Annotated in this window: 23 protein-coding genes; 7 read left to right on the top strand and 16 right to left on the bottom strand. The window is 66.0% G+C overall.

What is annotated here, in order from left to right; translation table 11 throughout:
• Positions 1–37: 37 nt before the first annotated feature.
• Together glmU and ACWPMX_RS03855 are read left to right on the top strand one after the other, a co-directional pair.
• The gene (gene glmU / locus ACWPMX_RS03850) at positions 38–1,396 is read left to right on the top strand and encodes a bifunctional UDP-N-acetylglucosamine diphosphorylase/glucosamine-1-phosphate N-acetyltransferase GlmU (protein WP_455698724.1); all 1,359 of its coding nucleotides are present in this window, start codon (positions 38–40) and stop codon (positions 1,394–1,396) included.
• Positions 1,393–1,683, top strand: coding sequence for an HNH endonuclease (locus tag ACWPMX_RS03855; RefSeq protein WP_455700724.1), 291 nt, complete (start codon positions 1,393–1,395; stop codon positions 1,681–1,683). The genes glmU and ACWPMX_RS03855 overlap by 4 nt, the downstream gene beginning before the upstream one ends.
• Here the strand turns inward: ACWPMX_RS03855 and ACWPMX_RS03860 are convergent.
• The 13 genes from ACWPMX_RS03860 to ACWPMX_RS03920 form a co-directional block, all read right to left on the bottom strand.
• Positions 1,680–1,907 carry a DUF1153 domain-containing protein gene (locus ACWPMX_RS03860; protein WP_455698725.1) on the bottom strand — a complete coding sequence of 76 codons (228 nt, stop codon included), beginning with the start codon at positions 1,905–1,907 and terminating at the stop codon, positions 1,680–1,682. The two genes, ACWPMX_RS03855 and ACWPMX_RS03860, sit on opposite strands and share 4 nt — an antisense overlap.
• A gap of 249 nt (positions 1,908–2,156) precedes the next feature.
• Positions 2,157–2,528, bottom strand: coding sequence for a hypothetical protein (locus ACWPMX_RS03865; RefSeq protein ID WP_455698726.1), 372 nt, complete (start codon positions 2,526–2,528; stop codon positions 2,157–2,159).
• On the bottom strand, positions 2,525–4,012 hold the full coding sequence (locus ACWPMX_RS03870) for a hypothetical protein (protein WP_455698727.1): 1,488 nt from the start codon (positions 4,010–4,012) through the stop codon (positions 2,525–2,527). The genes ACWPMX_RS03865 and ACWPMX_RS03870 overlap by 4 nt, the downstream gene beginning before the upstream one ends.
• A gap of 41 nt (positions 4,013–4,053) precedes the next feature.
• Entirely contained in the window at positions 4,054–4,437 is a 384-nt protein-coding gene (locus ACWPMX_RS03875; protein WP_455698728.1) for a GtrA family protein, read from the bottom strand.
• A 6-nt stretch (positions 4,438–4,443) separates the two neighbouring features.
• On the bottom strand, positions 4,444–5,130 hold the full coding sequence (locus tag ACWPMX_RS03880; RefSeq protein WP_455698729.1) for a class I SAM-dependent methyltransferase: 687 nt from the start codon (positions 5,128–5,130) through the stop codon (positions 4,444–4,446).
• The gene (locus ACWPMX_RS03885; protein ID WP_455698730.1) at positions 5,120–6,145 is read right to left on the bottom strand and encodes a glycosyltransferase family 2 protein; all 1,026 of its coding nucleotides are present in this window, start codon (positions 6,143–6,145) and stop codon (positions 5,120–5,122) included. Before ACWPMX_RS03885 ends, ACWPMX_RS03880 begins: the two co-directional genes overlap by 11 nt.
• Positions 6,146–6,261: 116 nt before the next feature.
• Positions 6,262–6,519: an ATP synthase F1 subunit epsilon gene (locus ACWPMX_RS03890; RefSeq protein ID WP_455698731.1), complete on the bottom strand. Its 258-nt coding sequence runs from the start codon at positions 6,517–6,519 to the stop codon at positions 6,262–6,264.
• A gap of 4 nt (positions 6,520–6,523) precedes the next feature.
• Positions 6,524–7,981 carry a F0F1 ATP synthase subunit beta gene (gene atpD, locus ACWPMX_RS03895; RefSeq protein WP_455698732.1) on the bottom strand — a complete coding sequence of 486 codons (1,458 nt, stop codon included), beginning with the start codon at positions 7,979–7,981 and terminating at the stop codon, positions 6,524–6,526.
• A gap of 13 nt (positions 7,982–7,994) precedes the next feature.
• Positions 7,995–8,393, bottom strand: coding sequence for a hypothetical protein (locus ACWPMX_RS03900; RefSeq protein WP_455698733.1), 399 nt, complete (start codon positions 8,391–8,393; stop codon positions 7,995–7,997).
• 13 nt (positions 8,394–8,406) lie between these two features.
• Positions 8,407–9,282: a F0F1 ATP synthase subunit gamma gene (locus tag ACWPMX_RS03905; protein WP_455698734.1), complete on the bottom strand. Its 876-nt coding sequence runs from the start codon at positions 9,280–9,282 to the stop codon at positions 8,407–8,409.
• A 28-nt stretch (positions 9,283–9,310) separates the two neighbouring features.
• Complete coding sequence (gene atpA, locus ACWPMX_RS03910) at positions 9,311–10,840, bottom strand: F0F1 ATP synthase subunit alpha (RefSeq protein ID WP_455698735.1); 1,530 nt, start codon at positions 10,838–10,840, stop codon at positions 9,311–9,313.
• Between the two features lie 15 nt (positions 10,841–10,855).
• The gene (locus tag ACWPMX_RS03915; protein ID WP_455698736.1) at positions 10,856–11,410 is read right to left on the bottom strand and encodes a F0F1 ATP synthase subunit delta; all 555 of its coding nucleotides are present in this window, start codon (positions 11,408–11,410) and stop codon (positions 10,856–10,858) included.
• A gap of 161 nt (positions 11,411–11,571) precedes the next feature.
• Positions 11,572–13,119, bottom strand: coding sequence for a trypsin-like peptidase domain-containing protein (locus ACWPMX_RS03920; RefSeq protein WP_455698737.1), 1,548 nt, complete (start codon positions 13,117–13,119; stop codon positions 11,572–11,574).
• A 113-nt stretch (positions 13,120–13,232) separates the two neighbouring features.
• Here ACWPMX_RS03920 and ACWPMX_RS03925 point away from each other — a divergent pair, with 113 nt between their 5' ends.
• Genes ACWPMX_RS03925 through ACWPMX_RS03935 form a run of 3 tightly spaced genes read left to right on the top strand, consistent with a single transcriptional unit; the run spans position 13,233 to position 16,009 of the window.
• The gene (locus tag ACWPMX_RS03925) at positions 13,233–14,267 is read left to right on the top strand and encodes a bifunctional transcriptional activator/DNA repair enzyme AdaA (protein WP_455698738.1); all 1,035 of its coding nucleotides are present in this window, start codon (positions 13,233–13,235) and stop codon (positions 14,265–14,267) included.
• The gene (locus ACWPMX_RS03930) at positions 14,267–15,028 is read left to right on the top strand and encodes an isocitrate lyase/PEP mutase family protein (protein ID WP_455698739.1); all 762 of its coding nucleotides are present in this window, start codon (positions 14,267–14,269) and stop codon (positions 15,026–15,028) included. Before ACWPMX_RS03925 ends, ACWPMX_RS03930 begins: the two co-directional genes overlap by 1 nt.
• Before the next feature lie 51 nt (positions 15,029–15,079).
• The gene (locus tag ACWPMX_RS03935) at positions 15,080–16,009 is read left to right on the top strand and encodes a CPBP family intramembrane glutamic endopeptidase (protein ID WP_455698740.1); all 930 of its coding nucleotides are present in this window, start codon (positions 15,080–15,082) and stop codon (positions 16,007–16,009) included.
• On the opposite strand, the gene ACWPMX_RS03940 is transcribed toward ACWPMX_RS03935, so the two are convergent.
• The 3 genes from ACWPMX_RS03940 to ACWPMX_RS03950 are packed head-to-tail and all read right to left on the bottom strand — an operon-like array spanning position 16,006 to position 20,465.
• Positions 16,006–16,644 carry a glutathione S-transferase family protein gene (locus ACWPMX_RS03940; protein ID WP_455698741.1) on the bottom strand — a complete coding sequence of 213 codons (639 nt, stop codon included), beginning with the start codon at positions 16,642–16,644 and terminating at the stop codon, positions 16,006–16,008. The two genes, ACWPMX_RS03935 and ACWPMX_RS03940, sit on opposite strands and share 4 nt — an antisense overlap.
• 22 nt (positions 16,645–16,666) lie before the next feature.
• The gene (locus ACWPMX_RS03945) at positions 16,667–18,262 is read right to left on the bottom strand and encodes a tetratricopeptide repeat protein (protein ID WP_455698742.1); all 1,596 of its coding nucleotides are present in this window, start codon (positions 18,260–18,262) and stop codon (positions 16,667–16,669) included.
• A 37-nt stretch (positions 18,263–18,299) separates the two neighbouring features.
• Positions 18,300–20,465: a primosomal protein N' gene (locus ACWPMX_RS03950; RefSeq protein WP_455698743.1), complete on the bottom strand. Its 2,166-nt coding sequence runs from the start codon at positions 20,463–20,465 to the stop codon at positions 18,300–18,302.
• Between the two features lie 57 nt (positions 20,466–20,522).
• Between ACWPMX_RS03950 and ACWPMX_RS03955 the strand changes: the two genes are divergently transcribed.
• A complete protein-coding gene (locus ACWPMX_RS03955) occupies positions 20,523–21,227 on the top strand; it encodes a DUF4197 domain-containing protein (protein WP_455698744.1) in 705 nt (234 codons plus the stop codon).
• 71 nt (positions 21,228–21,298) lie between these two features.
• A complete protein-coding gene (gene fsa, locus ACWPMX_RS03960) occupies positions 21,299–21,955 on the top strand; it encodes a fructose-6-phosphate aldolase (protein ID WP_455698745.1) in 657 nt (218 codons plus the stop codon).
• Position 21,956: the final 1 nt, after the last annotated feature.

Below are 21,956 nucleotides of genomic sequence, written 5' to 3' on the forward strand. Positions count from 1 at the left end.
CTTCCCACCGCAACCATTCGGTGGCATGGCGCGCGGCATGAACGAATTCGCTGCCGTCATCCTCGCCGCGGGCCAAGGCACCCGCATGAAAAGCGACCTGCACAAGGTGCTCCACCCCATCGGCGGACGGGCGATGCTCCATCACCTGATGGCCAGCGTCGACGAACTGGGGCCTGCGCGGACGGTGGTCGTAGTCGGTAGCGGGCGCGAACAGATCGAAGGCGCGGTCGCCGGGCGCGCGGCGACGGCGCTGCAGGAGCCGCAGCTCGGCACCGGGCACGCCGTCCAGCAGGCGGAGGTCGGCCTCGATGGGTTCGCCGGTGATGTCCTGATCCTCTACGGCGACGTACCGTTCGTACGCCCGCAGACGATGCGGATGATGCTCGAGCGGCTCCACGCCGACGATGCACCCGCCGTGGTGGTGCTCGGCTTCGAGCCCGTCGACACGCTCCAGTACGGTCGCGTGATCGCGGGCGCCGACGGTACGATCGAGAAGATGGTCGAGCACAAGGACGCGACCGAGGCCGAGCGCGCCTGCCGCTTGTGCAATTCCGGCCTGATGGCGGCGCGGGCGGAAGACCTCTTCGCGTTGCTCGGCCGCGTCGGCAACAGCAATGCGGCGGGCGAATACTACCTCGTCGACGTGGTCAACGTCGCCCGCGAGGCTGGTCGCCGCAGCGCCGTCGTCGTGACCCACGACCCGGGCGAAGTGGCCGGGATCAACTCGCGCGCCGAACTGGCTCGGGCAGAAGCGCAATGGCAGGACCTGAAGCGCGAAGAGGCGATGGCCGGGGGCGCTTCGCTGCGCGCCCCGGAGACGGTCTTCTTCAGCTTCGACACCGTGATCGGCCGCGACGTAACAATTGAACCGAACGTCGTGTTCGGTCCGGGGGTTACCGTGGCGGACCGCGCGCACATCAGGGCCTTCAGCCACCTCGAAGGCGCGATCGTGGGCGAAGCTTGCGAGGTCGGCCCGTACGCACGACTGCGGCCGGGCTCGGTCATGGGCAAGGGCGCGAAGGTCGGCAACTTCGTCGAGATGAAGAAGGTGATCCTGGGCGAAGGGGCAAAGGCGAACCACCTGACCTACCTCGGCGATGCCGAAGTGGGTGCGGGAGCGAACATCGGCGCCGGTACGATCACCTGCAACTACGACGGGTATTTCAAGCACAAGACGGTGATCGGCGAACGCGCCTTCATCGGATCGAACAGCGCGCTGATTGCTCCGGTGCGGATCGGGGCCGACGCGATCGTCGCGGCGGGCAGCGCGGTCAGCCGCGATGTCGACGCGGGTGAACTGCGGATGGTCCGCGCGGAACAGATGGTGAAGCCGGGCTGGGCCGACCGCTTCCACGATGCGATGAAAAAGAAAAAGGCGGCGGAGAAGAAGGGCTGACTGAACCCTCACTTGCCTGCTGGCTGTGCGCCCGGCCGCTCGGTCGCCGGGTCGAGTTCCACCACCTGGTTCCGAAGGCGAAGAAGGGTAGGGTGACCGTGCCTGTCCATCCGATCTGCCACCGGGCGATCCATGCCAATTTCACCAACGCCGCGCTCGCGCGTCTCGGCGGAGAACGTGCCGAATTGCTGGAGAACGCGGCGCTGGCGAAATTCGTGGCCTGGGTGGCGGACAAGCCGCCCGATTTCCATGCGCCGACCCGCACCGGCGGGCCGGGCAGGGGTTAGGCGAGTTCCTTCGCCGTCTGTTCGTCGACCTTTTCCTCCCAGGTCCGGAACTCGCTCCGGCTGAGGAGATAGCGCCAGCGCGCCTCGTCGAACGTGATCAGCTTGTCGCGCACAGCACGGACCACATCGGCCTTGCGCTGCTCGGACCAGTGGACCTTGTGGGATTTGGGAAGGCCAGCGGCCTTGATGGCGGCGGATATCGTGCTGTCATAGGGGTAGGCCATGTAATCTGAACTCCTCGACGCCCCCCGTCTGAAGCAAAAATGGGCGCCAACGGTTAATTCCGTCTTGCCGCCGATGGTTACTTTTCGGTTGAGCATCCCGACCGTGCCTGCGGCGCGACGAACCGACTTTAGACGCGCTAGTAGAGCGGCATTTCAGCATGATCGCACCGGGCGGAACGGACGAAAGCAATGAAATCCATGCGAATCTTCGGCCGAGTCGGCGCCGATCTGGCTCGTCACCCTGGCTTGCTACAACCGCGGCAGGAACAGGCGGACGATGGCGATCCCGCCAATCGCGGCTGCGATGTCAGCGATCCAGTCGAGAAACTCCGCGTCGCGGTGCAGCGACGGGATCATCTGCAGGATTTCTATCGAGGCCCCGAACGCGGCAAGTGCAGCGAAAGGAATAAGTATGCCGCGATCGCGCCAACCCGCCGCTGCGATCGCACCGAGCGTGGCGAATGCGATCATGTGCTGGATCTTGTCACCGGGCTCGCCCGGTATGTGCGGCGGCTTGGGGAGCAGCGCCATGACCAGCGCGAAGGCGGCCGCAGCGAAGAACGTCCAGCGCAGCCATTTGCGGACATACGGCGCGTCGAAGAATTGACGCAGATGGGTCAACGTGGGCGATCCGCTACACCCGGTCGCCGCATGTAGAGCGCGTTCTGGGGACCTTGGGTGACCAAGTCATAGCCCTCGACATCGGGCAGGGGGGCAGGCAGCGCTCCGAGCACCCAGATATACGCGAACGCATGTCGCGGCACGTTCTGCAGCGACCATGTCAGGTTGCGACGCCCGTGGGTCACGCAATCGTCGGGCGCGACCGATTGCGATGGGTCCGCACGGAATACCCCCGGAGCGTCGTAATCGATGCGGAGGAGGTTGACGCCCGGCGCGATCCACTGGTCGTTTGCAAAGGCATCACGGCGCGCAATCACCAGCCCGCCGATATGGCGCAGGATCGGCAGGCGATAGCTGCCCGAGCAGGGCTCGATCACCAATGTCGCGACCTGGCTGCCTCGCGGAATCCGATCCAGCGCCGGCAGAACCTGCGCAACCTGTCGATCCTTGATCCGGAAGTCTTCGGCGATGAGCGCAAGGCGAAATACCAGGAACGCGATGGCACACGCGAACGCGGCGCGCACCGCGGCCTTGCCCCAGTGCTCGACGGAGATGGCCAGCAGCGCGGCGATCATCGCGTAAGGCAACAGGCGCATGTCGGCAAAGAACGAGCCGAAGACCCGGGCGGGCAAGGCGATGAAGGCAAAGACGCACAGCAGCGCCCCGAACGAAAGCCCGGCATCGCGCGCGGCGCGTCGACCAAGCGAGCCGATCCCCAAGGCGCCTACAATCACGGCCATGCTCAGGATGTCAGATGCTCTCCACCCCGACTGGAAAACCCCGATCAGCCACTGAAACTTGAGCTCGAGTGACCATTGCTCGGTGCGCGCGCCGCTGGTCCCACTCCGCCAGGCTATCATGAAGACCAGCGGCGGCAGCAGTCCGATGCAATCGAACGTCACCGCGCGAACGGTCGACGGTAAATTCCGCAGGCCGCGCCAGTTGTCGACGAGCGACGTCGCGCCCACGAGCAGGCACAGGAACGCCCAGCCGAATGTGTGGCAGACGAACGTGATGCAGCCTGCCGCGGCCAGAAATGCCGAAGGCCACCATCCGCCGCGCACTCTCTTAAGCCTCAGCCAGGCGGCAAAGGCGATCAGCGCGATAGCCATCGACAGCGTGAAGTTGACGAAGCCGTAGACGAAAGGCGTAGCGTAGGTCAGCGGCAGCGCGAAAATCGCAAAGGGCGTGATCCGCCCGTGAATCTCGCGACTGAGCCACAGGATGCCGAGTGCGGCAAGCAACTGGTTCAGGATCACGATCAGGTGAACCGCGCGCTCCAGGCCCAGCAGCGGCTGAAGCCCTTCGACCAGAAGGTCCACGCCGAGATTGCCGATCAGCTTCCATTCGAACGAGAAATATGGCTGGCCTGCCAATCCGGTCTGGACTGCATAGCGACCAAGGTGCCCATACAGATCGACCAGCGGCGGAAAGCGCACCACCAGGAGCGGAACCAGGCAGGCGGCGATCAGCAGGACAGCCAACGCCGCGCTGCTCCGTGACGACGGCACTCCGAGGCCTTGGCTCACGGGCGCGATCTACCGCGGAACACGAACATGCTGCTCAGAACGAAGAACACGGCGGTATAGGCTCCGATGGCGAAAAGGTGCACCAGCGGGTGTTCGCGTCCGACCAGTTCGCGGCCAGCGGCCAGGACGCCAAGGTTCGCGCCATACGCGATGGCAACTGCCGAAAGGAATCGCAGCACCTCGCTTCGTCCTGCGGGTCCATCGACGCGAAACACGAAGCGACGGTTGAGAACGAAAGACAGCACGAAACCGACGGCGTAGCCGGCAGCATTCGCCCAGTAGTCCCCCACACCGACCCATAGTCCAAGCAAGATGACCGAATAGCCAACGACGGTGTTGCCGATCCCCACCAGGCCAAAGCGCGCGAGCAGCCGGGCCATGCGCTGTCAGGCTGCGATGATCGAATACTGGGCGCCCAGCGGCAACCAGCGAAGACCGCGCTCCAGCGGACGCAGCGCAGCGAGCGCGGCCGGGAAAAACATGCGGTAGTCCACGGAGACGTCGGCAAAGCCCGCCGCACGAAACCGGCGACGCATCTCGGGCGCAGAAATCAGGATGGCATCGCGGTCGAACTCGCAGGTGCGGACGGCGTGCTGGGTCAGCGGGTTCCACGGGTTGTGCTCGAACAGCACCAACCGCCCGGCAGGCGCGAGCACGCGGCGAATTTCTCGCAGGTGCGTGACGTGGGTGGCGGGATCGATATGGTGGAAGACGCAGGCGGTGAAGACGAGATCGAAGCTCGCATCCTGAGCGGCGATGGTGCGTCCGTCCGAATGAAGGACTTCGACGGGGCGGAGCGCGCGCTCGCGGCATAATTCCAGCGACCGGGCCGAAACGTCGAGACAGGTCACTTCGGACTGCGGGAAAATCTCCTGCAAGTGCGGCAGCGAGTTGCCGACCCCGGCCCCGAAATCGAGGATGCGCCGAGGCATCAGGCCCAGCGTGGCCATCGCATCCGCCGTCGCCTCTATCTTGTAGCGCGCGAAAAAGTCGGGTTCCTCGCCGCTCAACCGGATCGAGGAAGCGTGCTGCTGGCGATAATCGTCCGCGACCGCGTCGAATTCAGCCGACATCGTTGACCGCCTCCGCGATCTGGTCGTGCTGCAAGGAAACAGGCGCGGCCTCATTGGCCGCACTCGCGCGGTGCACTTCGCGCACGATGAACAGCGGTCTCCGCTTGGCCTCCATGTACAATTGGCCGAGGTACTCGCCGAACACGCCGAGGACGAGCAGTTGCACGCTGCCGAGGATCAGAACCAGCGCGGCGAGGCTCGGCCAGCCGGAGACCGCATCCCCGCTCAGCCAGCCCACGAACACCCAGCCGATCGCCAGCAGGCCCGCGACGCCGAAAACCATGCCAAGGTGCGAGGCGAAGCGCAGCGGGACGGTCGAGAAGCTGGTTACCGCGTCCACCGCTAGGCGGATCATCTTGCGCAAGGGATAGTGCGTTTCCCCCGCGAAACGCGCGTCGCGTTCGTAGGGGACGGCAACCTGCTCGAAGCCGATCCAGCTGACCATTCCGCGGACGAAGCGGTACCGCTCTGGCATGGAGTTGAGCTGGTCGACCACGCGGCGGGTCATCAGGCGGAAATCGCCGGTATCGGCCGGGATGCTGACGTCGACCATCCGGTCGAGCAGGCGATAAAACGCCGCTGCGGTCCCGCGCTTGAACGCGGTTTCGCCTGCGCGGAGGGTGCGCTGGCCGTAAACGACGTCGGCGCCGTCGCGGACTTTCTCGAGCATCGCGCCAAGCAGTTCTGGCGGATCCTGCAGGTCGGCATCGAGTATGAAGACGAGGTTGCCGCGCGCGAAATTGAGGCCGGCCGTCAGCGCGAGCTGGTGACCGTGGTTACGGGCAAGGTCGATCCCGATAACAAAGGGCTTTGCGTCTGTATGGCGCCGGATCACATCCCAGCTCGCGTCGGTCGAGCCGTCGTTGACGAGCACGATCTCGAAATCGTCGGCAAAGTGCTGGCGGCAGGCGCTTTCGACGCGGCGGACCAACTCGTCGATACCGGGTTCTTCATTGAACACCGGGATGACGACCGACAGCCCACGCTCGCCGATACCGAAGGCGGTGTGTTGCATCGTCCGGCTAGTTCCCTTCGAAAGCACTGCCTGCGCGCGATACCCCGACCAGCGCCAACCGAAAAGGGCCGCGGATCAAGCTGATCGCGCGGCCCCGGTTTCGGATTGCGGAAGGGTCAGCCTTCGACCCGCTCGGCCAGAACGGTGAGGCCGGCTTCGCTGACTTCGGCAAAGCCGCCGCGCACTTCGATGTTCTCCGGCGCGGCGCCCTCGGTGCGGAACACCTGGAGCGCGCCGTCGCGAACCGTGCTCATGAACGGCGCGTGGCCCTCGAGCACGCCGAAGTCGCCTTCGGTGCCGGGGACGACGACCATGTAGACGTCCTCGGAGCGAACCAGCTTCGCCGGCGTGACCAGTTCGAAGTGCAGGGCCATCTGATCAGGCGTCCTCGGCCAGCTTCTTCGCCTTGGCGACCGCTTCCTCGATGCCGCCGACCATGTAGAACGCGGCTTCCGGCAGGTGGTCGTACTCGCCGTCGACGACGGCCTTGAACGACTTCACGGTGTCCTCGATCTGCACGAACTTGCCCGGGATGTTGGTGAACACCTCGGCGACGTGGAACGGCTGGCTGAGGAACTTCTGGATCTTGCGCGCGCGGGCGACGGTCAGCTTATCCTCTTCGGAAAGCTCGTCCATCCCGAGAATGGCGATGATGTCCTGCAGCGACTTGTACTTCTGCAGCACTTCCTGGACCCGGCGCGCGGTGCGGTAGTGCTCTTCGCCGACGACGCGCGGTTCGAGGACGCGGCTGGTCGAATCGAGCGGGTCGACCGCCGGATAGATGCCCAGCTCCGAGATCGCGCGGTTCAGCGTGGTCGTCGCATCGAGGTGCGCGAACGAGGTGGCCGGGGCAGGGTCGGTCAAGTCGTCCGCGGGCACGTAGATCGCCTGCACCGAGGTGATCGAGCCCTTGGTGGTCGAGGTGATGCGTTCCTGCAGGTTGCCCATGTCGGTGGAGAGAGTGGGCTGGTAGCCCACCGCCGACGGGATGCGTCCGAGCAGCGCCGACACTTCCGAACCCGCCTGAGTGAAGCGGAAGATGTTGTCGACGAAGAACAGCACGTCCTGGCCTTCCTGGTCGCGGAAGTACTCGGCCATGGTCAGGCCCGACAGCGCGACGCGGGCACGGGCGCCCGGGGGCTCGTTCATCTGGCCGAACACGAGGGCGACCTTCGAACCTTCCGAGATCGCGTTGCCGTCGGCGTCCTTGGCGATGACGCCCGCGTCGAGGAACTCGTGGTAGAGGTCGTTACCTTCGCGGGTGCGCTCGCCGACGCCGGCGAACACCGACACGCCGCCGTGGCCCTTGGCGATGTTGTTGATCAGTTCCTGGATCAGCACGGTCTTGCCGACGCCCGCGCCGCCGAACAGGCCGATCTTGCCGCCCTTGGCGTAAGGAGCGAGGAGGTCGATGACCTTGATGCCGGTGACGAGGATGCTCGCGTCCGTCGACTGGTCGATGAACAGCGGCGCATCGGCGTGGATCGGCGCGCGCATGGTGGCATTGACCGGGCCGCGCTCGTCGATCGGCTCGCCGATGACGTTGAGGATGCGTCCGAGCGTCTGCGGGCCGACGGGGACCGAGATCTGCGCGCCGGTGTTGGTCACGCTCTGTCCGCGGGTGAGGCCGTCGGTCGCGTCCATCGCGATCGTGCGAACGGTGTTCTCGCCGAGGTGCTGGGCAACCTCGAGGACGAGCTTGTTGCCGTTGTTGTCGGTCTCGAGCGCGGTGAGGATCGCCGGCAGATCGCCTTCGAAGGCGACGTCGACGACGGCGCCGATGACCTGAGCGATGGTGCCGGTGGTGGTCTTGTTGAGAACGGGGGCGGTGGCCATTGTCGTGTCTTTCCTACTGGGCTTCGGAAGCTGCGGTTTCGGTGGGCTCGGCGGGCTCGGCGGCGGTCGCGCCGACGCCGGTGCAAACATTGGTGGCATCGGCCAGCACCCAGCCGTCCTTGCCGGCGTTGGGGTTCAGCGTCGCCTTGTTACGCATGAATTCATCGTCGCCGAGGCTGTAATCGCAGATCACGTCCTCCGACCCGAGGCCCGCGCGCTTGCACGAGACTTCGTTGACCGGCTTGGCGCCCTGGCAGACAGCGAAGGCGTCGGCGAAATGCTCCTTGTCCGGCGGGGGCAGGGTCGACACCGGGGCGGCCGCAGCGGTCGCGGTCGGCTCCGGCGCAGGTGCCGGTTCCTGGCCGCAAGCGGCAAGGGCGAGGAGGGGGAGAAGGAGAGCAATCTTTTTCACGAATGGACCCTGGTTACAGTGCTTCTGCACCGGCGATGATCTCGATCAGCTCGGTGGTGATCGCGGCCTGGCGGCTGCGGTTGTACTGGATGGTGAGCTTGTTGATCAGGTCGCCCGCGTTGCGCGTGGCATTGTCCATCGCGGTCATCGAGGCGCCCTGCTCGGAGGCCTGGTTTTCGAGCAGCGCGCCGAAGACCTGGGTCTTCAGATAGCGCGGCAGCAGTTCGGCGAGGATTTCCTCCTCGTCGGGCTCGTACTCGACCGCGGCTTGCGAACCGGTGCTGGCTGCACCCTCGACCGCGGGGACGGGGATGATCTGGAGCACGGTTGGCTCCTGCGTCAGCGCGCTCTTGAACTTCGAGAAGAACAGGTGCGCGACATCGAACTTGCCGGCTTCGTACATTGCCATCAGCTCGGCGACGATCGCCTCTGCCTCGGTGTAGCCGGGCTCGCGCACTTCGGTCGTGTCGAACATCTGAGCGATGTTGGACGGATGGGCACGGCGGATCGGCGCGCGGCCCTTGCGGCCGACGAGATAGAAATCGACGTCCTTGCCCTGCGCCGTAAGCTCCTTCGCCTTGGCGAGAGCGGCGCGCACGATGTTCGAGTTGAACGCGCCGGCCAGGCCCTTGTCGCTGTTGGCGACGACGAGCAGGTGACGCTGGTCCTTGCCGGTCCCGGCGAGCAGCTTGGGAGCGCTATCGCCTGTCACCTTGGTGGCGAGGCTGGCCATGACCTTGCCCAGCCGCTCGGCATACGGACGCGCGGCCTCGGCCGCCGCCTGCGCCTTGCGGAGCTTGGCAGCCGCGACCATCTGCTTGGCCTTGGTGATCTTCTGGGTCGACTTGACCGAGTTGATCCGACCCTTGAGTTCCTTCAGCGAGGCCATTTCGGCTCCCTAGCTAGTCCCTTGGGGCTCAGGCGTACTGCTTGGCGAACGCGTCGAGAGCGGCCTTCGCCTTGTCCGCGACCTCGCCTTCGAACTTCTGGCTCGAGCGGATGCCGTCCAGAACGTCGGCGTGTTCGGCACGCATGAAGCTGAGCATCTTCGCCTCGTAGTCGGTCACCTTGTCGACCGGCACGCTGTCCAGATAGCCGTTGGTGCCGGCATAGATCGACACCGTCTGCTCTTCGAACGGCAGCGGCGAGAACTGCGGCTGCTTGAGCAGCTCGGTCAGGCGGGCGCCGCGGTTGAGCAGCTTCTGGGTCGAAGCGTCGAGGTCCGAACCGAACTGCGCGAACGCCGCCATCTCGCGGTATTGCGCCAGCTCCAGCTTGATCGAGCCCGAGACCTTCTTCATCGCCTTGGTCTGCGCGGCGCCGCCAACGCGGCTGACCGAAAGGCCGACGTTGATCGCCGGACGAATGCCTTGGAAGAACAGGTTGGTTTCGAGGAAGATCTGGCCGTCGGTGATCGAGATCACGTTGGTCGGAATGTAGGCCGACACGTCGCCCGCCTGCGTTTCGATGATCGGCAGCGCGGTCAGCGAGCCGCCGCCGTTGGCGTCCGACATCTTCGCCGCACGCTCGAGCAGGCGGCTGTGGAGGTAGAACACGTCACCCGGGTAGGCTTCGCGGCCCGGCGGGCGGCGCAGCAGCAGCGACATCTGGCGATAGGCGACGGCCTGCTTCGAAAGGTCGTCGTACACGATCACGGCATGCATGCCGTTGTCGCGGAAGAACTCACCCATGGTGCAGCCGGTGTAGGGCGCGAGGTACTGCAGCGGCGCGGGCTCCGACGCGGTCGCGGCGACGATGATGGAATATTCCATCGCGCCGTTTTCCTCGAGCGTCTTGACGAGCTGCGCGACAGTCGAACGTTTCTGGCCGATCGCGACGTAGATGCAGTAGAGCTTCTTGCTTTCGTCGCCCGAGGCGTTGGCCTGCTTCTGGTTGATGAAGGTGTCGATCGCGACGGCCGACTTGCCGGTCTGGCGGTCGCCGATGATCAGTTCGCGCTGGCCGCGGCCGACGGGCACGAGCGCATCGATCGCCTTGAGGCCGGTCTGCACGGGCTCAGAAACTGACTGGCGCGGGATGATGCCCGGGGCCTTCACCTCGACGCGCATGCGCTTGTCGGACACGATCGGACCCTTGCCGTCGATCGGGTTGCCGAGCGCGTCGACCACCCGGCCGAGCAGGCCCTTGCCGACGGGAACGTCGACGATGGTGCCGGTGCGCTTGACGCTGTCGCCTTCGCGGATTTCCGAGTCGGACCCGAAGATCACGACGCCGACGTTGTCGGCTTCGAGGTTGAGCGCCATGCCCTGAACGCCATTGGCGAATTCGACCATCTCGCCGGCCTGGACCTTGTCGAGGCCGTGGATGCGGGCGATGCCGTCACCGACCGAGAGCACTGAGCCGACTTCCGAGACTTCCGCCTCGGTGCCGAAGTTGGCGATCTGGTCCTTGATGACCTTGGAGATTTCTGCGGCGCGGATTTCCATGTCGTGCTTACCTTCTTAGGCCTTCATGGCCTGGGCGAGGGAGTTGAGGCGGGTACGGATCGATCCGTCGATCCGCTTGGAGCCGATGGTGACCACGAGCCCGCCGAGCAGGTCCGGGTCCACCTTCGTGGAGAGCTTCACGGTGCGGCCTTCGCGCGCGGTCAGCTTCTGCTTGAGCTGATCGATCTGCGCGTCGGTCAGCGCGTGGGCGCTGGTGACTTCGGCCGAGACCTCGCCGCGCTGGTGGGCGGCGATGGTGCGGAACGCGCGCACGATATCGGCCAGTCTCGACAGGCGGCCATTGCCGGCAAGCGTGCCGAGAAACTTCTTCGTGAGCTCCGACAGGCCGAGCGAGGCTGCCACGGCCTCGATCGCCTTGCCCTGTGCCGGGCGGCCGATCTGCGGATTGGTCGTCAATGCGCGCAGGTCGCTCGATTCGGCGAGCGCGGCGGCCAGCGTTTCGAGGTCCGATTCGACGGCCGTCACGGTGCCCGCTTCGCTGGCGAGATCGAACAGCGCCGATGCGTAACGCCCTGCTAGGCTAGCCTGAATACCGGCGGAAATATCCACGCGCGATGGTCCTCTTGGATCCGGGAGATTCGGTTTTGATGCCGCGCCAAAAACTGGACAGCCGGAAGGCTCCCAGGGCAAGGCTGGCGCGCCCCTATCACCGGGTCCCCGGCGATGCAACCATACCAAAGACCGCTTGCGGAAACTTCGCGTTGGAAGGGCTATAGTTCCTTCGGGCGGCAGGTGTATACCAGCCGCTCGGTGGGCTGCGTCGGTAGCAGCGCGACGACACCGGACTGCATTTCCCCGAGCGCGCTGGCCGCACCGTCCGCTCCGCAGACCGGAGCCTTGTATGCGGCGCGAGCTGAACGCGCTTTCGCCATCGCCGATTGCGACAGCGGGAAGCGATCGGTGCGGAACGTTCGGCTGTCCGGGTCGAAGCTGTTGACCGAGATCGTGTCTTCCTCGTCCGGCACGAACAGTCGCGTCCACTTGCCGTCGGCGAAACCGTACTGGGTGCGGCCGTTGACGCATCCGCTCGGATTCCAGCCGAAATCGAGGTCGGCGGGCGGCTGGCTGACGATTCGGCTGCGTTCGGTCTGGATCGAACAGGTCAGCTCGGCAGCGCCTTCGCTCGATGTCGATGGCTCGCCGGTCTCGGTCGCGGCTCCTTCGGCGAGGACATCCTCCACCCGGCGGTCGATCGAATCGATGCCCGGGCGGGTGAACCAGACCGCCAGCGCGCCGATCAGCGCAACCGCCGATACCGCCCCGGCCATGCGCATCTTCTTGCCGCCATCGGGTGCGGTCCGCAGGTTCCACGCGGCGAATCCGGTGCCGCAGGACACGAGGAGCAAAAGGGCGGCAAGGGCCATCGCATTCTCGCGCTCGCCCATCACCGCCATTTCGGCCTCGAGCTGCGCGCGAGAGCGGCGATCGCGGTCGGTCTCGGCGCGCTGGGCGAGCTTGGCACGGGCGGCGTCCTGTTCCGCCTCGAGGCGCGCACGCTCGTCGGCGTCGAGCTGCGCCATCGAGCGGCAGGGCATGGAATTGACCGCGGGCTCGACCCCGGCGCTCTTGAGAAACGGCTGGAGCTCGCGGTTCGAGACGGCGAACGAGAACTCGGCGTCCGAACCGTCGTCGGACGTGGTGCCGAAGCTGTTGACGCCCACGACGCGGCCGCAGCCGTCGAGCAGCGGGCCGCCCGAATTGCCGCGCGCGATCGGCGCGGTGTGGAGCACGGTGTCGAAATCGCGGCTGGGACGTGTGCCCGAAACGAAGCCGCGGCTCTTCACCGGCGGCTGCGGGCGGAACAGATCCGAGATATCGAGGCCCTGCGCCCGGTCAACGTTCATGGGATAACCGACCGCTGCCACCTCGTCGCCGTCGCCTGCGACACCGCCGGCGATGGTCAGCGCCGGCAGGCGGAGCGCGCCGGTGGTCTCGATCAGCGCAAGGTCCTTGACGCGGCTGACGGTCAGGATCTTGCCGTAATCGGCCCCGTCGCCATCGGGCGGGACGATCGCGATCCGCAACGTGTCGTCCTGCAGCGCCTCGCGCACGACATGGGCATTGGTCACGATCCGCGTCGGGGTCACCGCAAAGCCCGTGCCGTGACTGACCGGGAAGACCCGCTCGCCGTCGGTGCCCATGATCACCACCCGCACCACGCCCCGCGCGGCGGCGGAGATATCCGCCGGTTCCGGCCGGGCGGCGGCGGGCAGGGCGAGCGCGACCAGCGCGGCGAACAGGGCAAGCAGACGAAGCATCGAGGCGGCTTTTGGCGCGCCGCGACATTGACCGCAAGCCGCGGGAAGCGCCGTCTGCCGCGTGTGACTATCTGGCCAGCAACGCCGACATCTGGCACGAGCGAGGAGCAGAAATGACCCAGACCCGCCTCACCGACGAAGACCGCTGGCAGATCGCGCTGGCCAAGGACCGGCGATTCGATGGCCAGTTCGTGACCGGAGTGCACTCCACCGGCATCTATTGCCGACCGAGCTGCCCAGCACGGCCGCCCAAGCGCGAGAACGTACGGTTTTACGCCTCACCGTCCGACGCGGAGGCCGCGGGCCTGCGCGCCTGCAAGCGGTGCAAGCCCGATGACGTGGCGCGCGACGAGGCGGCGGTGCGCGCGGCGATCGACGAGATCAAGGCGTCCGAAGGCATGCCGCGGCTCGACGAACTGGCCGCGCTGACGGGATATTCGCCGACGCATTTCCAGCGCCTGTTCACCCGCGCCACCGGGCTATCGCCCAGTGCCTATGCCCGCGCCCTGCGCGAGGAGCGGGCGCGATCCTCGCTGACTCGGGCGGGGCGGGTGACCGACGCGATCTACGATGCGGGCTACGAGAGCCCGAGCCGCTTCTACGAGGCGATGGAGGACAAGATGGGCATGGCACCTTCGGCGTGGGTCGCAGGAGGGCGCGGAACGACGATCCACTGGGCAGTCGTGCCCACCTCGCTCGGGCCGATGCTGGTGGCGGCGACCGCGAAGGGCGTGTGCCGTCTCTCGTTCGACGAAGGGCCGGGCGAGCTTGCCCGCCGCTTTCCCAATGCCGAGCTGGTCGAGGGTGGTGCGGAGTTCGAGGGCCTGCTCGCGCAGGTCGTCGCCTCGGTCGAGACGCCGGGCGACTTCGCGCACATCCCGCTCGACGTGAAAGGGACTGCGTTCCAGGAGGCGTGCTGGAAGGCCCTGCGCGCGATCCCGCAGGGCGAGACGCGCACCTATGCCGAGATCGCCGCGGCGGCCGGAAATCCGAAGGCGGTGCGCGCGGCTGGCAGCGCCAATGCGCGCAACAACGTTGCGGTGCTGATCCCCTGCCACCGCGTGATCCGCACCGGCGGCGATCTCGGCGGATATGCGTATGGTCTCGATATCAAGCGCGAGCTGCTCAAACGAGAAGGAGTGAAGTGATGGACAAGGTTGCCGCATTCCGCGCGCTGCACGTGCCGGGCGATCCGCTGATCCTGTTCAACGTCTGGGATGCGGGATCCACGGTGGCGGTGGCGAAGGCCGGTGCAAAGGCGATCGCCACCGGCAGCCACGCGGTCGCCGAAACCAACGGCTTCAAGGACGGCGAGGGACTGCCGATCGAGGTGGCGCTCGACAACCTGCGACGGATCGTTTCGGTGACCGACCTTCCCGTCACCCTCGATTTCGAAGCTGGGTACGGCGCCGATGCGGCGGCGGTGGGCCGATCGGTCGCGATGGCGAGCGAGGCCGGGGCTTCAGGCATCAATCTCGAGGACCGGATGCCGGGCGCCGACGCCGTCCTGCCGCTCGGCGAGGCGGCCGCACGCGTCGCTGCGGCGAGCGATACCGGACTTCACGTGAATGCCCGCACCGATGTTTACAAGGGCGTAAAGCCGGGTGACTACACTGCCGGTCTTGTCGACACCGTGATCGAACGGGCGAAGGCATTTGCGGACGCAGGGGCCGGAAGCCTGTTCGTGCCGTTCCTTGGCGATCATGCGACCATCGCCGCGATCTGCGACCGCTCTCCGCTGCCGGTCAATATCATGTGGGCGCCCGGACGTGGCACCCACGCCGAGCTGGCGGCGCTCGGTGTTGCCCGCGTCAGCTATGGCGGCGGACCGTGGCTTGCAACGATGGCATGGCTCGAAGGCCAGGCGCACGCCGTCTTCGCCGGCAAGACCCCGCCTTACGCCGATTGACAGCCCGCCCGCGCCGTGCGCCTATCCCGCTGGAAAACAGGGGGATAGGCGATGAACGAAGCTGACGTCATATCCAGTTCGGTCCCAACTAAGCCGCTCTGGCGCAAGATCGTCGATTTCCCGCTGATCGCGATGGTGATTGCGCTCGTCGCCTTCCTTGTACCGATCGGCGCCTTCTGGCCGCTCGCGAAAGCGGCCGGCATCCAGAACCTGCCCGGCTGGGTCGACCGGCCATTCCTCGCGGTCGGTTCGGCGATTATCGCGTTCCTGGTCGTGAAGCTCATCATCGCGCGACTGGGCGACCGCCCGCGCGACGACCTGCCGTTCGACGCGCGCTCGAAGGACGCCGTGAAGGGAACCCTGATCGCGGCCGGCCTCATGACGCTGATCGTTGCGCTCGCCTTTGTCCTCGGCGCATACGACATCGACGGCTGGGGCGGCAGTACGAGCTGGCGTATGCTGATATTCTCCGCAGGTATCCAGGCGGCGATCGTCGAAGAGATCGTCGCGCGCGGGATCCTGTTCCGCTTCCTCGAGGATTTCGGCGGCAGCTGGTTCGCACTTGCGCTGAGCTCGGGCCTGTTCGGCTTCGGCCATTATTCGAACCCCAACGCGACGCTCTTCTCCTCGATCGCGATTGCAATCGAGGCGGGGGTGATGCTCGGCGGCGCTTACATGCTCACGCGCAACCTCTGGCTCGCGATCGGCCTGCATTTCGGCTGGAACGTGACCCAGGGCTACATCTGGGACGTGCCGGTCTCAGGCAACGAGGTCGATGGCCTGGTAGAGGCTCAGCCTTCGGGCCCGGAAATCCTGTCGGGCGGCATGTTCGGATTGGAAGCTTCGGTCATCGCGCTGGTGCTCGCGACCGGGCTCGGGATCTGGTTTGTCTTTCGCGCCGTGCAGAAAGACGAGGTCGTGCGACCATGGTGGGTACGTCGCCGCCTCGCTCGCGAGGAAGCGGCAATTCTGGCTGCTTAATCGAGCTTCGGCGGCATTCCCGGCTCGGCTTTCGCCATCGCTCGCTGGTAGGCGGCGCGTTCGCCGATCCGCTTCAGGTACGCCTGGAGGTTGGGCATTCCCTCGATAGACATCCCGCTCATCGCGCGGCTGGTGGTGAGCTGGAAGCCCATCATGATGTCCGCCGTCGTGAGCTGCGCGCCGCCGAAATAGTCCGCCTCGCCCAGCCGCCGTTCGATGATCGCCCAGCTCTTAGCCATGCGATCGGCGACGAACGGCGGGATCGATCCGCCCGAAATCATCCGGCTCGCGACCAGCGCCATCATGCCGTTGGTCATGAAAGTGGCATTCGACCAATGGTAGTAGAACAAGTGGTCGGTGAAATCGGGGTGGTCCGGTCCGGGTACGAGCGGCGTTTCGGGCGCGTACTTCGCCACGATCCAGTCGACGATCGCGCCGCTTTCTCCCAGCACCAGATCGCCGTCGGTGATGACCGGCGCGATGCCCATCGGATGCAGCGCCTTGTATTCGTCGGGCGCGAGGTTGTTGTCGGTGCGCCGCGTGTAGAGCGTGAGGTCGTAATCCAGACCCAGCTCCTCGCAGAGCCAGACGATGCGTTCGGATTGCGACAGGCGCAGGTGATGGACGGTCAGCATCGTCAGGCCGAAATCAGATGGGTCATGAATCTTTGTCGTCTTCCTTGAGCGGCTCGAGCCTTGGCGCGAGCTTCGCCATAAGTGGCTGACGGTCGCCCGCCTTGAGCTTGTCAACGAGCGCGCGATAACGCTCGGCACGTTTGCCGCTGTGCGGGTCGTTGGTGATTGTCCCGATCAGTATCAACGCTTCCTTGTCACGGTTTTCTACCAGCAGTTGGTGCGCCAGAGTAGAGCGGATGCTGGTATCGAACGGCGCCAGATCGAACGCGCGATCAAGACCGATCAGGGCATCCTCCGGTACCGGATCACCGGCCAGATAGTAGCTGAGATAGTATCCCGCCAGCGCTTGTGGCTGGTCAGGGTCGATGTTGTTAGCCGCGATGTAGGATGCGCGCGCGTTCTTGAATTGTGCCCTATCGTCCTTGGCCCGCTTCATGGCAATCGCAGCCAGATACAAGTGTGCTCCGACACTTTTGGCATCTACCTCCAGGGCACGCTTGGCGATTTGCTCGGCTTCGTTGTAATTGCCCGCATCGAACTCCGCTTCGGCCGCGGTCAGCAGCACCGGAAGGCTAGAAGGATACTTGGCAACCAGTTCCCGCGCGCCGCCAACCAAACCGCGAGCTTCCCGTTCGGTAACGCCGCGATTGCTGCGTATCTGGAGCCTCATCTGCGCGGTTTCGGCGTCGGTTACCTGACGGACCGTAACTTTCGGTGGCGTATAGTTGGTGTACGTCACACCGATCGCGCGAACACGGCCCTTTCGATAGGTGTCGAGGTCCTTTTGCAGCGTGTCGAGGCTGCCGAAAGCCTTCTCGGCGGCGACAAGGTTCTCCTCACCTGCGTTCAACCGCTTGAGGTAATTCGCCAGTTGCCCCTTGCGGCTTGGTTCGAAGCTCAGGTAGCTCGATGCAAGCCAGCCATACGCGTACTGCTTCAAGACCATCGAGTAATCCCCCTCGCGCGGGGGATCAAACAGTTTGCGGACGTCGATCGCCATCGAATTCAGAGTCGACGCGCGGTGTTCGGGCGGCTCGCCAAGATTGAAGCCGGTATCGGTCAACTGTAGCGTGCCGAACAGTTCGGCAAACCCCTCGCTGTACCAGAACGGATAGGCCGCTGCGGCGTGCTGATACATGAAATAGTGCGTGTATTCGTGAAACAGTACTTTTGCAGGGTCGATCGACTTTTCGCCGGATCGCGTGCCCTGTCCGAACTCGCGGTCCTGCCTCAGAGGCACGAAGGCCACCGATCGACCTGCGCGCGGAATGAAGAACCCCGCGACGCCGCGTCCGCCGGCAAGCATACCGATGTCGCTTGTCTCTCCGAACTGATACACGGTCAGCTTGGTGGAAGTTGGCAAAGCCTTGCTTCCAACCGGAAGTCCGCGGATCATCCGCAACGCACCGTCCAAGCGTTCCAGATTGGTCGCCAGTGTTCGCGCGTCCTCCTCGGTGCCTTCGGAATAGACGATAAAATTGTCGCTGGTTGCCTTGGCCCAATTGTCTGCGGCAGCGGATGGTTCAGCTGCGGCAAGCAGCCCGGCTGCCGCAAATATAGCGTATGTTTTCATGTCGATGCGAACCCTGTCCCCTGGGGTGAACAGGAAATCTTGCACAACCGCGCCGCGCTGGAAAGCCCCTTCGAAACGCCAGCTAAACAAAACTGTACGGGTCGATATCGATCGATACCCGCACGCCTTGCGGGAACTTGAGATCGCCCAGCCAGTCGCGGATCACGTCCTGCACTTGCGCGCTTCGGCGCGCGTTGAGCAACAGGCGGTAGCGATAGCGGCCACGCAGCAGCGCCAAAGGGGCGGGCGCGGGGCCGAGGATGGCGACATCGTCGACGCGCGGGCGGGTGTCCCCGATGCGGTTGGCCGCTTCGCGCGCTTCGGCCTCGTCCTCTGAGGAGACGATGATTGCCGCCCAACGGCCGAACGGCGGCGCGCCGGCGTGGCGGCGGGCTTCGGTTTCGGCCTCGTAGAACGCATCGCGGTCGCCTGCCGCCAGCGCGGCGATGACCGGCGCGGTGGGATGGCGGGTCTGGATCAGCACTTCGCCGGGCTTGGCGCCGCGCCCGGCACGCCCGGCCACCTGCGCGACCTGCTGGTAGGTCCGCTCCGCTGCGCGCAGGTCTCCGCCTTCGAGGCCCAGATCGGCGTCGACCACCCCCACCAGCGTCAGTTCGGGAAAGTGGAAGCCCTTGGTCACGAGCTGCGTTCCGACGATCACGTCGATCGCCCCGGCTTCGGCCTGCGCGACGAACTCCGCCGCGCGCTCGGGCGAATTGACCGTGTCGCTCGTGACGACCGCCACGCGCGCCTCGGGCATGATCTCGGCCACTTCGTCGGCGATGCGCTCCACCCCGGGCCCGCAGGCCACGAGGCAGTCAAGCTCGCCGCACTCCGGGCAGGCAGGCGGGGGCGGGGTCTCGTGCCCGCAGTGGTGGCAGGCGAGGCGGCGTGAAAAGCGGTGCTCGACCAGCCACGCGCTGCAGTTGGGGCACTCGAACCGGAACCCGCAGTTGCGGCACAGCGTCAGCGGGGCATAGCCGCGGCGGTTGAGGAACAGCAGCGACTGTTCGCCGCGCGCCAGCCGTTCCTCCATCAGCGCCACCAGTCGCGGCGCGAGCCATCGGCCGCGCGCGGGTTTCTCCTCGGTGAGGTCGATTGTGTCGATGCTGGGCAGGCGCGCCCCGCCGTAGCGGTCGCCGAGCACCAGCCGCTCGTACACCCCGCTTTCGGCCATCTGCAGGCTCTCGAGCGCGGGCGTGGCGCTGGCGAGGATGACCGGGATACGCTCGAACCGCGCCCGCATGACCGCGACGTCGCGCGCGTTGTAGCGTACCCCCTCGTCCTGCTTGAAGCTGATCTCGTGCGCCTCGTCGACGACGATAAGGCCGAGGTTGGCGTAGGGCAGGAACAGTGCCGAGCGGGCGCCGACCACGACTTGCGCCTCTCCCGCCGCGATCGCCCGCCATGCCCGGCGGCGCTCGGTCGACTTCAGCGAGGAGTGCCACACGATGGGCGGAGTGCCGAACCGGTCTTCGAAGCGGCGCAGGAAGGCCTCGGTCAGCGCGATCTCGGGGAGTAGCACGAGGGTCTGGCGGCCCATCTCGAGCGATCTGGCGACCGCTTCGAGATAGCATTCGGTCTTGCCCGACCCGGTCACGCCGTCGAGCAGGAAGGGCTTGAACGCGCGCTCTTCGACCGAGGCGACGAACCGCTCCGCCACCTCGGCCTGCGCAGGGGACAGCACGGGAACGGCAAAATCGGCGCGAGCCATCGGATAGGGACGGTCGCAATCGACCAGCACCGGCTCCAGCACGCCCTGGTTGACGAGACCGCGCAGCACGCCCTCGCTCACCCCTGCGATCCCTGCGAGTTCGCGGATGGTCGCCTGCTCGCCGTCGAGCGCCTCGATCGCGGCGAGCCGCTGCGCGGTCAGGCGCTCGGGCAGCCCGCCCGAAAGGCGGTATTCGGTCATCGTCGCGGGGCCGCGCAGCGCGCCGCCGCTCGCCAGCACCATGCGTGCGACCGCGGCGAGCGGGGCGCAGTAGTAGTCGGCGGTCCACTCGATCAGCCGGCGCAGCGGGGCCGTCAGCGGCGGCACGGGGAGCAGGCTGGCGAGGGGGCGCAGCTTCGCCTCCGGAACCTCGCTCGCGGGGAGCCGTTCAGCTTCCCAGACGATTCCGACGATCTGGCGCGGACCCAGGGGCGCGACGACGACCGACCCCGGCTCGACGTGCATCCCGTCCGGAACGCGGTAGTCGAGCGGGCCGAGCGCGGCGTTGAAGATGACAAGTCGGGCGCGGTTCATGTGTTCATGCCCATATGGGCGCCGCCGGGGTGGAGCGGCAAGTCGAGGACCCGAGGAATGACCGAAATGATTGCCACCCCTTCCGTTTTACACCGCCGCGGCTTTTTGGCCGGGCTGGGCGTAACGAGCGGCGCACTGCTGCTCCCCGCCTGTGCTGGGCCCTATGGCGGGTTCAGCTTCACCGACGCCATCGCGCGGCTTTTGTACCTCTCGACCGGGCGTGCCTTCGACCGGATGACCGCCCCGGGCGGGTTCTGGGACCAGCAGGTCGCGCAGATCGGCTTCGACGGTTTCCTCGGCGCCCGCGGCGGCACCCTGGGGCGCATCCTGACCTCGAACCTGTTCAAGGATCGTTTGGCGCGCGCGCTGGCGCCGGTCGCGTTCGACGCGGCGGAGCGCGCTGCGCCCGTCGTCGCGGACACGATTCGCGTGGTCGGCTTCCAGAACGCAGTCGATCTCGTTCGCGGCGGGCCACGCTCGGCGACGAGCTATCTGCGGCAGGAGATGGGCTTCCGCCTCGTCGACGCCATGCTGCCCGGCGTCGGGCAGGGCCTGCGCGTCGCCAGCGATCCGCTTGTCGGCGAAGTGCTCGCCGGACTGACCGGCGTCGATGTGCCGCAGGTCGCTCGCAACTTCACGACGACCGTGGACAACGTGATCTGGGACCAGATCGGGTTCGAGGAAGAGGATATCCGCCGCAATCCGCAGGCGACCCGCGATCCGCTGATCATCGGCGTGTTCGGCGCTGCCAGCGCCTTTTAGGGGCGCGTCCTAGCCACTCGCCCAGTGCATCGCTAAGGCTCTCCGGGAATCGCTTCCGGAGAGCCTTTTTCATGAAATTCTTCGCCGACACCGCCGAGATTGCCGACATTCGCGAGCTCAACGACGCTGGCCTGCTCGACGGGGTGACGACCAATCCCTCGCTCATCGCCAAGTCCGGTCGCGACTTCATGGAAGTTACCAAGGAAATCTGCGGGATCGTCGACGGGCCTGTCTCGGCCGAAGTAGTCGCCCTCGACCATCCGACGATGCTGAAGGAAGCCGAAGTCCTCCGCAAGATCGCCGACAACGTGTGCATCAAGGTGCCGTTGACGATCGACGGGCTCAAGACCTGCCGCGCCCTGACGGGCGACGGCGCGATGGTCAACGTCACCCTGTGCTTCAGCGCCAACCAGGCGCTGCTCGCGGCGAAGGCCGGGGCGACCTTCATCTCGCCCTTCGTGGGCCGCCACGACGACAACGGCTTCGACGGGATGGACCTCATCCGCGATATCAGGTTGATCTACGATAACTATGATTTCCGGACGGAAATTCTGGTCGCGAGCGTGCGGCACGTGGTCCATGTGCTCGAGAGCGCGCGGATCGGTGCCGACGTGATGACCGCGCCGCCGGCGGTGATCAAGAACCTCGCCAAGCACGTGCTGACCGACAAGGGCATCGAGGGTTTCCTCGCCGACTGGGCGAAGACCGGCCAGACCATCTTCAAGTAAG

The organism is Tsuneonella sp. HG094 (assembly GCF_053819285.1).